At 69.2% G+C, this 13,077-nt stretch carries 9 protein-coding genes; 5 read left to right on the plus strand and 4 right to left on the minus strand.

The window, feature by feature from the left end:
- The first annotated feature begins 64 nt into the window (after positions 1-64).
- Complete coding sequence (locus ID810_RS10360) at positions 65-2,275, plus strand: hypothetical protein (protein ID WP_166858479.1); 2,211 nt, start codon at positions 65-67, stop codon at positions 2,273-2,275.
- A gap of 8 nt (positions 2,276-2,283) precedes the next feature.
- Complete coding sequence (locus ID810_RS10365; RefSeq protein ID WP_166858477.1) at positions 2,284-4,665, plus strand: hypothetical protein; 2,382 nt, start codon at positions 2,284-2,286, stop codon at positions 4,663-4,665.
- Positions 4,666-4,882: 217 nt separating this feature from the next.
- On the opposite strand, the gene ID810_RS10370 is transcribed toward ID810_RS10365, so the two are convergent.
- Entirely contained in the window at positions 4,883-5,476 is a 594-nt protein-coding gene (locus tag ID810_RS10370) for a helix-turn-helix domain-containing protein (protein ID WP_166858475.1), read from the minus strand.
- Positions 5,477-5,916: 440 nt separating this feature from the next.
- On the opposite strand from ID810_RS10370, the gene ID810_RS10375 reads away from it, so the two are divergent.
- Together ID810_RS10375 and ID810_RS10380 are read left to right on the plus strand one after the other, a co-directional pair.
- Positions 5,917-7,173: an ATP-binding protein gene (locus ID810_RS10375; protein WP_166858473.1), complete on the plus strand. Its 1,257-nt coding sequence runs from the start codon at positions 5,917-5,919 to the stop codon at positions 7,171-7,173.
- A gap of 229 nt (positions 7,174-7,402) precedes the next feature.
- A complete protein-coding gene (locus ID810_RS10380; RefSeq protein WP_166858471.1) occupies positions 7,403-8,071 on the plus strand; it encodes an AIM24 family protein in 669 nt (222 codons plus the stop codon).
- Between the two features lie 92 nt (positions 8,072-8,163).
- Here ID810_RS10380 and hpt read toward each other — a convergent pair whose 3' ends face one another.
- Positions 8,164-8,718: a hypoxanthine phosphoribosyltransferase gene (gene hpt / locus ID810_RS10385; RefSeq protein WP_166858469.1), complete on the minus strand. Its 555-nt coding sequence runs from the start codon at positions 8,716-8,718 to the stop codon at positions 8,164-8,166.
- Positions 8,719-8,897: 179 nt separating this feature from the next.
- Positions 8,898-10,292 carry a D-alanyl-D-alanine carboxypeptidase/D-alanyl-D-alanine endopeptidase gene (gene dacB, locus ID810_RS10390; protein ID WP_166858467.1) on the minus strand — a complete coding sequence of 465 codons (1,395 nt, stop codon included), beginning with the start codon at positions 10,290-10,292 and terminating at the stop codon, positions 8,898-8,900.
- 192 nt (positions 10,293-10,484) lie between these two features.
- Between dacB and ID810_RS10395 the strand changes: the two genes are divergently transcribed.
- Positions 10,485-10,985, plus strand: coding sequence for an inorganic diphosphatase (locus ID810_RS10395; protein ID WP_166858465.1), 501 nt, complete (start codon positions 10,485-10,487; stop codon positions 10,983-10,985).
- A 140-nt stretch (positions 10,986-11,125) separates the two neighbouring features.
- On the opposite strand, the gene ID810_RS10400 is transcribed toward ID810_RS10395, so the two are convergent.
- Entirely contained in the window at positions 11,126-12,376 is a 1,251-nt protein-coding gene (locus ID810_RS10400) for a C40 family peptidase (RefSeq protein ID WP_166858533.1), read from the minus strand.
- Between the last annotated feature and the right edge of the window lie 701 nt (positions 12,377-13,077).

Genomic DNA, 13,077 nt, shown 5'->3' on the forward strand with positions numbered 1-13,077 from the left:
CACAGGACGCCCACAACCGACGGAGGGCGCCAAGCCGTTCCACTCAGCGGTCAACCGGGTTCCGGTGCTTCGGACGCTGTCTACGAGCGCGGCCGCTCTCGGCAACCTCTCCCAGGACCTCTTCGCCGACTCTCCTGCGCTCGGCCACGACCACCTGTACCCGGATCGCTGGTCCGGGTCGATCGACGTGGAGATGACGGTGCGCACACCGCTCGTCTTCGGCGCACAGACGACGGATGGCGGAAGGACCTACGTCGACGTCGTCGACGACGCGGGCAACCTGGTCATCCCGCCCACGATGGTCAAGGGGATGATCTCCCGCGCTTATGAGGCTCTCACCTGCTCTCGCTTCCGGGTCTTCGGGGGCGCGGAGAACCGAAGCGGTGCCCGCCGTTCCCCGGACGATCGCTCCCAGCGCCTGACCTACAGGGGCGACGCCGCCAGCGCACTCGGGCTGGTGCCGATCCGGGTGTCGCGGAAGGACGGGGACGGGCTCGTCGGCGAGCTCTTCTACGGCGATACTCGGGTCCAGGGGGACTACAGGGAGGGGAACGACGTCTACCCGGTCATGCGTGTGGCAGCCCTCCAAAGCGGGTTCAAGGGACACGCCCGTCTGGTCATCGACCCGCCGAGGTTCGAGATGATGACGCCTCATGGCCGGAGGATCCGCTGCCACCTGACCCTGTGCCTGCACGGGGACCGGGACAAGGGAACCCACAAGAAGGCGCGGTACGCCTACTGGCAGGTGACACACATTCACAACGGCTCCGACTTCGTGAGGGTTGCCGAGATTCATGACTCGGTGACGACGGTCGACACAATGAACGATGTCAGCGGCTACGTGTGCCGGACCGCGCCGCCAGGGGTGGACCCGGGACGGTTGTTCCAGCGAAAGCACGACGAGCGGTTTGTCTTCGATGTCTCTCCGGGCGGCGCGACCGAGGTCTGCATCGATGCTGACGTGCGTGAGGGTTACAGAGCTGTCGTGGAGAGCTACGTGCTCCACCGTGAGAACGAGTCGCCTCGGCAGCGGCACACGCCGAACCGGGCAACGCACATGGCCCAGCAGGGCGGTGACGACCCGCATGAGGCCGAGAGAGCCACATCGCTCGCAGTCGGGGACGTCGCCTTCGCCGTCGTCGAGGAGACTGACGGAGAACCAGTGGTGCGGGAGATCGTTCCAACGATGATCGGTCGGCACGCCTATGTGACGAGTCCCCACGCACTTGCTGAGGCACAGCGGATCCTTCCGGTGTCTCGTGCTGAGGAGGCGTCCGCGTCCGACCGTCTCTTCGGCTACGTGGTGCCGGCCGCAGCCGAGGGCGCGACAGGTGGGGATGTCGCTGTGCGTGGCCGGATCGTCGTCGGGCCTGTCGACGGCTCCCGAGCGCTCGTGTCGGCCAAGGAGAAGCAGCTCACTCCCCTCCTGTCGCCCAAGCCATCGTCCGCCAGGCGATTCCTGACGGACGCGCGCGGGCGGACTCCCATGGGGACGGGCAAGGAACCTCTGCGACGCGATCGATACTTCACTGACGGACAGCTGCTGGGGTCAGCGGCTTACCCCGTGCACCGTCGGCTCCTGGAGGGAAAGGACCTCGACTCCGATGGTTTCCCCGAGCGAGCCGTCACCGCAGCCTCACTGGGCGGTCGGGAGCAGAACAATGACGCGGTCCGCCTCACGGCCCGCTCGTGGCTCGCGTCTGGCAGCGTCCTGCGCTGCACGGTGAGCTTCACCAACCTGTCCTCCGATGAGCTCGGCGCCCTGGTGTGGGTGCTGACACCGGAGAACCTCGTCCCTCAGGAGGAGCGGGTCACGGGGGCACGGGCTCAGTCCTCGATCGGTTACCTGCGCATGGGGCTGGGCAAGCCCTTCGGACTTGGGACGATCGAGGTCCGTATCGCCGATGGAGGCCTGCGCGCCGTCCGCGGGGACCATCTCGCGGGGCGTTATGCGGACCTTGGCGGCTGCCTCGGCCAGGAGCCGACCACATACTCCCCTGACGACTTCCCGCTGCCAAACGAGGACACGCTCCGAAAGACTCCCTGGGTACGAGCCCTCCAGCGTGCCGCCTTTGGCTACACCGACGGATACCCGGTTCGCCACATGAGTCTGGATGAGAACAAGGAGAACAACCAGACAGAGAGTGGAAGTGGGGAGCCCAAGCGGGGACGCGGTCTCGCTCCCACAGACCTGTGCGTGGCGGACCCGGATCCGATCCGCATGGTTTCGGCACCACAGCGCCCTGAGCACGGCAACCGCCGCGCCGTGAGGTGAGGAGCCCCATGACCGGTCCTTCATGGCATCACGCGTACAACGGCATTCCGACACTCCGAGAAAAGACTCCCGGGACGGAGGACCGCTTCGTCGGCGACTGTGCGCCCTCCGGGCACGACTTCCTCCGTCCGGAGGACCTCTCCGGCGAGATGGACATTTCCATCACGGTCGTCTCCCCCACCGTCCCCGGCCAGCGCACCAAGGACGGGCGGGTGGTCGTCGCCTCACGCACAGGTGCCGCGGACGGTGCCAGGGACTGGGATGACGCCACCATTCCTGTCACAGCACTCAAGGGGGTGCTGTCGTCCGCCTACGAGGCGGTAACCGCCTCCCGCATGCGGGTCTTCTCAGGCCACGACCACGCGCTGACGCATCGCCGTACGACCCAGGAGTCCACGACCCTCTATCCCGTCTTCCTCGTCCCAGCACCTCTCGATCATGAGGGAACAGGGCTGCGCGCACGCATCATGCTCGGGAGGAACCCGAGGCCCGAGCAGGGGCAGTGGAACCACCCGGAGTACGTGTGCGCCGCCGTTCTTCCCGACTCCGAGAAGTCCCGTACGGCCCTGTACGACGAGTCAGGCAGGTTCATGTATGCCGGGGCCGTCAAGGAGAAGAACCGGAGGCGCGTCGGCTCAACGTCGGAGGATGTACGCGCGCGCCTGGACCAGCTGCGCGCGGCCACCCCGCACCTGTCGGAGATCAGCTTCAGTGCGCAGGAGGAGAAGTTTTACTCCACCAGGCGCCTGATACTCGCATCAGTCAACGGCGAGCGTTTCTGCGGTACCGTCAGCGGCACGAGGAAGGCGGGAGGTAGTTCATTCACCGGCTACGTGGTTCGCCTGACCCCGCGAGGCTCCGCTCCACTCATCGACACAAAGCTCAACGAGTTCATCTTCTTCGACACGAAGAAGAACAGGACGCATCGGAGCGTGTCCTCTCAGGTTCTCGACCATCTCGTTGAGATCGTCCACAGCTACCTGGAGAACATCCGCCTGCTCACGCGTCAGGAGTCCCGCCGGAGAGCACGGGGCACGTCCAAGGACTCGAAGACCCGGGCATCCGACGCTCCCCGGACCTGGCTCATCGACTCCATCCTGTCGGAGGGTGGACCCGGCCTCCAGGCGGACCGCTCGGCGATCGAGCAGCACATCGGAGCGCTGGCTGCCGCGGAACCGGGTGTTCCGCTCTTCGCCTCGCTCTCCGACGACGGCGAGATCACCGGACTGTCTCTCTCCCAGGTCGGGCGACGCGTGGGAGCAGGCGCGGTCGCCCCGTCCGTCCTCGCCGAGTCCGGCGGGATCTCACCGGCACGCGACTATGCACAGGCCTCTCCGGCGGATCGGGTGTGGGGCTTCGTCGCCGACGAGAAGCTGGAGGCGCAGGGGCAGGCGGCAGCGGTACGCGGTCGCATCACGATCCACCCGGTCATGCCCGCTCACCAGGCGGCAGGAGAGGACTGGCTCAGACTCCCCAAAGACGGCGGCACGGGATGGGTCCTCCCGACCTTGGCGAGCCCAAAGCCGTCGACGGGCGCTCCCTACCTGCATACGAAAGATGGTGCCCCGTTACCGGGAGGAGCAACCCGTGGCGAGACCTACACGAGCGGTCAGCACCTCATCCGGAAGGTCTACCCGTCTCACAGGAGGTTCATCGGTCAACAGGTGGGGCGCGTGCCAGGAACGACGTCGCTCTCGGATCGTCCCGAGGCGGGGCAGAGCGCCGTCGGCTCCTACCTCGCCCCGGGGGCACGATTCACTGCGAGGATCAGCTTCGAGGGGCTGACCGAGGAGGAGCTGGCAATCCTCGTGTGGCTGCTCACTCCTGAGCGACTCGTGCCCCGCGGTGAGAAGCACGCATCCCAGGGGCAGCCTGTGGTCGGGTTTCACCGCCTGGGCTTCGGTAAGCCTCTGGGTCTGGGCATGGTCGAGATCCGAGCGACCGACGTCGTTGCACGTACCGGTGCCGAGATGGCGGAGTCGTACAGCGACCTGACGGGGTGTCTTGGTACAGGTACGTCCCGGACGAGTTCTGATGACGGCGGGCAGCGTCGGGTGGAGTCGTGCCTCGACGCGCTTCCCAAGGACTTCGAGTCGCGTCTGGCCGTCCGAGCCTTCGTCCGCGCCGCCTTCGGGTGGGAGGACGGCGCCGCTGTCCGCTACCCGGACGCGCATTCTCCGGTCAACGATGATGATATCTCCCCGATCACGGCATGGTTCAAGGCGCGGGAGGAGAACCGCGTCAATCACCAGTCAGAACCGAAGAAGTACCGTTTGGAGTCCCGGTTCCACCTACCGGGGCTCGTGGACTCCAATGCGCCCCGTTCTTCGGGGCGGCGCGGGAAGCGGCGTCGATCTGGCAGACACAGTCGCGAGGCCGGGCCGAAGTAGTCCGAAGGGGAACCTGCGCCTGCTGAAGGTTCCGTAGCCGTCGGACAAGTGGCTTCTCCGCCATGTCCGCAACGCCCGGTTCAACGCCATCGGCCCAGAAAGGACAGCACCCGACGTCGGGCCTCGTCATGCTCATGACCGAGAAGCCGCAGGTGCTCGACGATCCTCTCGTCGTCCCAGGACCGAGCATGCTGCACGGATGGCGTGGTAGAGCTCCTCACGCCTCATAGTGGCACCGCTCCCACTGAATAATCGCCAGGCGCTGGGAGTCGGTGAGGAACCCGGCCATCGGTGAGACCTCTCTCAGACAACAGGCGTCTTCGTCCTCCGCGCACATGCGCTCACGTATTGTGTCCGTGCTTCTCGACTCGACCCACTGCTCCCAGCGTCTGAGGTTGTCGAGGTGAGCCTGTCCGCGCGTCGACCGCCGTACACGTGCGATGCCCTCACGTGCGCGCGGCAGCCACGAGGCCTCGTCCGTCCAGTCGACTGTCTCCTCGGTCAGACGGTGCAGCATGAGGCTGCGTCGGCGGGAACGGCTTGACGCCGCCGCGCTGCCCGGTCTGATGCTCGTGACTCGTGTGGCGAGCCCCAGGTCAGCGTCGGCGACTGCGGGCGCGCGCGGGACAACCAGACCGAGGTCCGCAAGGCCGAGGGCCTCGAGATAACGGGATCGGGTGCGCACCGTGAGGTCGCCACGCGCCTCACGGGTCTCTGTCTGCGAGACGGCCGCGACGGACACGCCGAGTCTCCTGGCGAGCTCGCTCTGCGTGACGCCGAGGCTGTGCCTCGCCTCCCGTATCATCGTCATGCGCTTTAACCTACGAGTTAATACAGGGTGTGGCAAGCAGGCGACCTGGACGGACCGGCACACGAAGACGCGTCCCGCTCACCACAGCCCGGTGTGTAGAGGCCAGCGTCGTCGAGGACGGGGGCCGTGCCGAGGACGGTGCACCGGTCGACGCAGGCGGAGCACAGGGGTAGACGTGGACGACGTGATCGGTCGATCTCCACTCCCCCACGGTCGTCACCTCACGCGGGCGGCACCTGCCAGCCCACGCCGCTGCCTCGCTCGCCACACACCCGGCCACCCTGACGCCATATTCCCGGTTGAATCAACGCCACATCACGGGTTGACAGGACGCCACATGCCCGGTTGAATTGACGCCATCTGACGGATCGACCAGCCCCCGCGTACGCCCACCGGAGGCTCGCGCCCCGCCCCCCAGCCATCCGAGGAGGGAGCACCCCATGACGCTCTACCTCGCCCGCGTCACCGACCCTCTCGTCGACGACGCCCTGAGCTACTCCGGCGGCGTCCTCCTCGAAGGCGTGCGCGCCTGCGGCAAGACCATGACCGGACGCGCGCACGCCACCTCCGAGATCGCCCTCGACTCCGGCCTGCCGCAGGTCCGAGCGGCGATGGACGTCGACCCGGGCCTCCTGCTCGACGGCGCCGTGCCACGGCTCATCGACGAGTGGCAGATCGAGCCGTCCCTGTGGAACATCGCACGCCGGGAGATCGACCGGCGTCAGAGCCCCGGACAGTTCATTCTCACCGGCTCCTCCGTTCCCGCCGAGGACGCCTCCCGGCACAGCGGCGCCCACCGCATCACAAGGATCCGCATGCGACCGATGACCCTCGTCGAGCGCGGCCGGGGCGCCGGCACCGTCTCCCTCGAGCGCCTCTTCGCCGGCGAGGAGCCCGTCGCCGACCTGGACCCGGGTGGTGGTCTGCAGGAGGCGCTCGACGACCTCGTCCACGGCGGGTGGCCCGCCGACATTCCACTGACGACGCAGCAGGCCCAGCGCCACCTGCGCGACTACGTCGACGACGTCATCACCGTCGACGTCGGCCGTCTCGACGGTGAGCCCCGCAGGGACCCCGTGCGGATGGCTGCGCTCCTGCGCTCCCTCGCACGCCACGTGGGCACGCAGGCCGGCTACGCGACGATCGCCGCCGACACCGCGTCGGTCTCACTCACCGCGGAGACCGCGGTCGCCTACATCAGCGCCCTCCAGCGCCTCTTCCTCGTCGAGCCCCAGCCCGCCTGGAGACCCCACCTGCGCTCGCGCTACGCCGTGCGCACCAGTCCCAAGCTCCACCTCGTCGACCCCGCCCTGGCAGCGGCCCTCACCGGCGCCTCCACCGCCAGGCTCATGCGGGACCTCCAGACCGCAGGACAGTGGTTCGAGTCGCAGGCCGTCATGCACCTGCGGGTTTTCGCCGAGGCACTGGGCGGACAGGTCTACCACTACCGGGACAAGTCCGGCCGCGAGGCCGACGCCGTCGTCGAGCTCCCCGACGGACGGTGGGGTCTCGTCGAGGTCAAGCTCGGGCAGCGGCAGGTCCCCGCCGCCAGGGACTCGCTCGCGGCCGTGGCCGCGGGGATCGACGAGACGCGAACCGGCACCCCCGCCTTCCAGGCCGTCATCACGGCCGACGGCCCGACGATGACGCTGGCGCCCGGCGTCGTCACCTTCCCCCTGCGGGCCCTGGGGACCTGAACCGCCAGGTACCGGCCCGCCGGCCCGCCAGGTACCGGCCCGCCACGTACCAGCCCGCCACGTACCGGCCCGCCACCCGCGGGTCCGCTGCCGCCGCGGCCTCTCCGCCCGCGCCCCGGGGACCGCTCTCCATCCCCGGCCCGACCGATGTCGCCCACCCGGCCACATCCGCCGTCCGACGGCCGGTAGCCTGGACACGCTCATCAGCTCCCCGGACGAGAGGCACCCTGTGCGCAGTTCCATCTTCGACCAGGCTCACCGCGAGCAGCAGACCGCCGAGCGGTGGTCGCTCCAGTCCACCAAGATGCTCCGCGTCGTCATGGGACCCGAGGTCATCGCCGCCCAGGGCGCGATGGTCGCCTACCAGGGCAACATGGACTTCAGTTACCAGGGGGCGAAGAGCCTCAGCGGCATGCTGAAGAAGGCCGTGACCGGTGAGGGCGGCAACCTCATGCGTGTGACCGGCCAGGGCGAGGTCTTCTTCGCCCGCGCCGCCCAGAACGTCTTCCTCATCCAGCTTGAGGGCGACGCCCTCACCGTCAACACCCGCTCCCTGCTGGCCTTCGACTCCACCCTCGCCTACGACATCCACATGATCGGCAACGCCGGCATCCTCGCCGGCGGCCTGTTCAACCTCATGGTCCAGGGCCACGGCACCGTCGCCATCTCCTCCGACGGCGCCCCCATGCTGCTCGACTGCTCCCAGCAGCCCACCTTCGTCGACCCGCAGGCGGTCATCTGCTGGTCGGCAAACCTCCAGCCCCAGGTCAAGTCCACCTTCAAGATGGGCGCGCTCATCGGACGCGGCTCCGGTGAGGCCTTCCAACTGGGCTTCCACGGCCCGGGCTTCGTCATCGTCCAGCCCAGCGAGGGCATGCCCGTCGTCGCCGCCTCCTGAGCGGCCTGCGAGCGGCCTCCCGAGCCACGTCCTGAGCCCGGTGCGCACCCCGCACACCGGGCTCGGCTCGTATCAGCTCGTTCCCGCCGGGCTCAGTTCTCGTACACCTCGGGCTTGAGCAACCCAATGAAGGGCAGGTTGCGGTACTGCTCGGCGTAGTCCAGGCCGTAGCCGACGACGAACTCGGTGGGAATGTCGAAGCCGACATAGGCGACATCGACCTCCACCTTGAGGGCCTCGGGCTTGCGCAGCAGCGTCGCGATCTCCACGCTCGCCGCCCCGCGGCTGGACAGGTTGCCCAGCAGCCAGGACAGCGTGAGCCCCGAGTCGATGATGTCCTCGACGATGAGCACGTGCCGCCCGGTCAGATCCGCGTCCAGGTCCTTGAGGATGCGCACCACGCCCGAGGACTTGGTGCCGGACCCGTAGGAGGACACGGCCATCCAGTCCATCTGGATGCTCGAGCGCAGTCGCCGTGACAGGTCCGCCATGACGTACACGGCCCCCTTGAGCACACCCACGAGCAGGAGCTGCTGCCCCTCGTGGTCCGCATCGATCTGCGCGGCCATCTCGTCCAGGCGCCGGGAGATCTCCTCCTCGGTGATGAGGACCTGGGCGAGGTCATCCTGCATGTCGTGCGCATCCATTCCTGGTGTGCCTCCGTCAACAGTCGGGTGCCGGTGAGGTCGGCGGGTCGCTGCCCGCATGGCAGGAGTCTGTCATGCCGGCACGTGCCAGGACGAGGTCCGGGTCCTCCGGCAGCCTCGATCCAGGTCCGACGGTGGAGCCCCGGCCCGGTGGCCCTAACGGCCGCGCCGGCGCCTCCTCAGCCCTGGCAGCCGCAGTCCGCCAGCGGCCCAATGAGGTCTTGGTCGAGGGCCACGCGCGCCGGGTACAGCCCGCCCTCAGCGAAGCCGTCCACGATGACCGAGTAGGCCAGCAGTCGCCCGTCGGCGGTGACCACAGTGCCCGTGAGCGAGACCGACTGGTCGAGCGAGCCCGTCTTGGCCCGCACACGCCCGGCCGCCGTCGTCTCCCAGAAGCGGGCATCCAGCGTCCCGTCAAGGGCCGCCACGGGCAGGGCGGTCAGCAGCGTGCGGCCGGCGGTTCCTCCGTCGGTGCCGGCACTGCGCGCGATGACCTGGGCGAGCAGCCGGGGCGGCACCTTGTTGCCGCGCGCCAGGCCGGAGGCATCCAGGAGCGTGAGCCCGGTGGTGTCGAAGCCATCGGCCTCGAGCTGGGCGCGCACGGCCTGCGCCGCCCCCGCGAAGGAGGCCGGATACCCGGTCTCCAGTGCCAGGAGGTGCCCCTCGACCTCCGTCATGGTGTTGTCCGACTGCTTGAGGGACACGGCCAGAATCTCGGACAGGGGCGCGGACTCGACCGCGGCGATCTCACTCGCGCCCTCGGGCGCCGCACCCCGGGTGACCGACCCGCTCACCTCGACCCCTGCGGCCGCGAGCGCCGTCGCGAAGGCCTCGGCGGCCTCCATGGCCGGATCGACGGGGTAGCCGCCGGCATGGGAGTGGGCGGTGACGTCGATCATGAGCGGCTGGATGGGCGCGACCCAGGACTCGTTGCCCTCCTCCCAGTCCGGGCTCCAGGTGACGCCGTCGAACAACGTGTCGTCCAGGGCGACGCTCACCCTCGTCACGCCCTTGGCGCGCAGCTGCTCGGCGGCGTCGCGGGCCAGGTCCCCCAGCCCGGCGTGGCCGACGACGGCCTCGGGGTCTCCGGCGTCGGCCGCCAGCAGCACGTCCCCGCCCCCCACGAGGGTGACCGTCGTGCCGGACAGGATCGCGGAGGTCGTGAGGCGGTGGCCGGCCCCCAGGGCGCTGAGCGCCGCCCATGCGGTCAGGACCTTGTTGGAGGAGGCGGGGGTCAGGGGCGTGCTCGCCTGGTAGTCGACGAGCGCCTGGCCGGTGGCGACGTCGATGATCGACACGCCGGTCACGCCGGTGCCGACCCGCGCGTCCGTGGCGAGGGCCTGCGCGTAGCCGGTGAGCACGGCGGCGCTGGGGACGGTGGCCTCGGCGGACAGGGCGGGGGCGGGCTGGGCGACGGCCTGGCCACTCGTCGTCGGAAAGGCCTGGACCTCGTAGGCGGGGCTGGAGAGCGTCAGGGCGCCGGGGACGAGGTCGAGGGCGTCCGCGAGACCGTAGTAGCCGCCGACGACCAGGAGGGTCGCGGCTGTCAGCGCTGCGATAGTGGCCTTGCGCACGGGTCCTCCGGGGTACTGGTGGGCATCGAGTCGGTGACGTCGGGGCGCGGGATGCCTCCCGCGGCGCCATCGTAGGTCACACTAGTGGTATCGAGACCGCCCTCCCGGGAGCGTTGAGTCCCGTCCCGCGCGCGGGAACCGGCGCTCAACACCCCGATGGGCCGCAGGTGACCACACGCAAAGGAGGACCCCGTGGAGTTCGACGTCACGATCGAGATCCCCAAGGGCAACCGCAACAAGTACGAGGTGGACCACGAGACCGGCCGCATCCGGCTCGACCGGATGCTCTTCACCTCCACCCGCTACCCGGACGACTACGGCTACATCGACAACACGCTCGGTGAGGACGGCGACCCCCTCGACGCCCTGGTCCTGCTGGAGGAGCCGACCTTCCCCGGCTGCCTCATCCGCTGCCGCGCCCTGGGCATGTTCCGTATGCGCGATGAGAAGGGCGGCGACGACAAGGTCCTGTGCGTGCCCTCGGGCGACCAGCGCGCCTCCTGGCGCACGGACATTGAGGACGTCAGCGAGTTCCACCGTCTGGAGGTCCAGCACTTCTTCGAGGTCTACAAGGACCTGGAGCCCGGCAAGAGCGTCGAGGGCGCCCACTGGGTGGGCCGCGAGGAGGCGGAGGAGGAGATCCGCCGCTCCTACGAGCGCGAGGCCGAGCGGATCGCCCGCAAGGGCCACTGAGCTCGGGCGCAACACAGCAGGGGCCCGGTCACCACGATTGGTGCCGGGCCCCTGCGCTGCTGGGACGGGCCGACGACGATCCACGGCCGGGCGGACCGGACCCGACCGCCGGGGCCGGGTGGTCGCCGTCGTCGGCGGACTCAGGGACGCACGGCGTAGGGCATGACACCGGCGTAGTGCAGCGAGGTCACGCGCACGGTGTAGCCGAAGGTCGGAGCCTCAATCACCTGTCCGTCCCCGAGGTACATGGCCACGTGGTAGATGCCGGACTGGGTGCCGTTGGAGGACCAGAAGACGAGGTCGCCGGGCTGGGCCTGGGAGAGTGGAACCTTGTCGCCCTGCCCGTACTGGACCCGTGAGGAGTGGGTGAGGTACACCCCGGCGGACCGGTAGGCGAGCATGGTCAGGCCGGAGCAGTCGACACCGCCGTAGGACTCACCGCCCCACTCATAGGGCACACCCATGTAACTGTAGGCGGCGGAGATGACGTCCTGGCCGCTGTAGCTCGGGGGGACCCACGCATCCACACTGGGGGCCGGCTCAGGAGCAGGAGCCGGAGCGGGTGCCGGGGCGGCAGCAGCCTCCTGCTGGCGGGCCGCCTCGGCCGCGGCCTGGGCGGCAGCTTCATCCGCGGCCTGCTGGGCGGCGAGGGCGGCGGCCTCCTCGGCGGCCTGCCGGGCTGCCTCCTCCTCGCGGGCCTTGCGCTGGGCCTCGAGCTGCGCCTGGTACTGGGTCTCGAGCTCGATGGTGGTGTTGCGCTGCTCGGCGAGCTGGGCGATGAGGGTCTCGCGCTGGGACTGGGCGTAGACGACAGCGTTGGCGGCGTTGACGGCGGCCTCGTCGGCGACGGTCTTGGCCTCCTCGGCGGCGTCGGAGGCGGTCTGCTTGGCAGCCAGCTTCTCGTCGGCCAGGGCCTGGAGGGTGTCGGCGACGGCCTGGAGGGCCTCAACCCCTTGGAGCTGAGCATCGGACTGCTCACCGATGCGGGCCAGGGCGGCGGCGGCGTCGGCAAGGTCCGCGAGGGAGGTGCTGGTGAGGTAGGGGGTGAGGACGTCGAGGGCGTTGCCACCGTCCTGGTAGGTCTGGACGACGGCGGCGCCGAGCTCGGAGCGGGCCTGCTCGGTAGCCTTGGCGGCGGCGTCGGCGTCGGCCTGGGCGGTCTGAGCCTCGGTGGTGGCGGTCTCCAGCGCGTCGAGGGCGACGAGGTAGTCCTCGTTGGCGAGCTGGGCCGTGAGGGCGGCAGCCTCGGAGTCGGCGGCGAGCTGGGCGAGCTCGGCCTCGAGGACGGCGATGGACTGGGCGGTGGATTCCTCGGCGGCGTGCGAGGAGTCGATGTCGTCCTGCGTGACCGGGTCAGCGGTGGCGAGGGGGACGAGGAGGGAGGCGGCCATGGCCAGGGCCACGGCGGCAAGGGTCCCGCGGGTCACGCTCCTGACACCCCTGGTGGTGGGGGCACTCGTGCGAGCGTTGCGGCGCGCGCCGCTCCGGTCGCGGTGGTGGCTCGTCGTGCGGGTCACTGCTTCCTCCGTCTACTGCTTCCTCCCCGTCGGGAGCTGACGGCGCCGTGTCGGCGGGCGGCTCAGGCCGGGCGGGGAGAAGTCTTGGCTGACAAAACAGTAGGCAGGTTTTGTCACACAAGGGAACAGGTTTCTCATCATTCACAACAGTCACAGAGACCCCTAAACCTCTCGACATCCAGACTCCCGCAGCAACACGCCGAATCAACCCAAATGTGAGACGCCTCACGACACCGTTGTAATTTCCCACCCCGAGGTCCCGCCAGCCCCGCCCGAACTCCTCGGTTTGCTGTCGAGAGTGCGGTGTTGTGCTGTTGTGGTGTCTTGGGGCGTTGGTGGCGGTTCTGCCTCAAAGGCGTTGGTGGTAGTTCTGTCCCAGGGCTTCGGTGGCGGTTCTGTCCCAGGGCGTCGGTGGCAATTCCGGGGGTTTGTGGGGGGGGTTTCTGGTTGGTCGTGGTGGTGGTGTGCTCCGGCACCCTGCCGTGCTGAGCCCGTGATGGTTTGAGCCTGGTGCCGGCATCCGTCGGCGGCCGACTGCCAACGCTTGGGGCGTGCCCCGCGGGGTGGCGGCAGGG

The sequence above is a fragment of the Actinomyces respiraculi genome (assembly GCF_014595995.2).
Lineage (GTDB): Bacteria > Actinomycetota > Actinomycetes > Actinomycetales > Actinomycetaceae > Actinomyces > Actinomyces respiraculi.

Bases quoted from the DNA above. Each gene is read 5' to 3' on its own strand.
- ID810_RS10375 (WP_166858473.1), top strand. From the start codon at position 5,917: ATGACGCTCTACCTCGCCCGCGTCACCGACCCTCTCGTCGACGACGCC.
- ID810_RS10365 (WP_166858477.1), top strand. From the start codon at position 2,284: ATGACCGGTCCTTCATGGCATCACGCGTACAACGGCATTCCGACACTC.
- hpt (WP_166858469.1), bottom strand. From the start codon at position 8,718: ATGGATGCGCACGACATGCAGGATGACCTCGCCCAGGTCCTCATCACC.
- ID810_RS10400 (WP_166858533.1), bottom strand. From the start codon at position 12,376: ATGGCCGCCTCCCTCCTCGTCCCCCTCGCCACCGCTGACCCGGTCACG.
- ID810_RS10370 (WP_166858475.1), bottom strand. From the start codon at position 5,476: ATGACGATGATACGGGAGGCGAGGCACAGCCTCGGCGTCACGCAGAGC.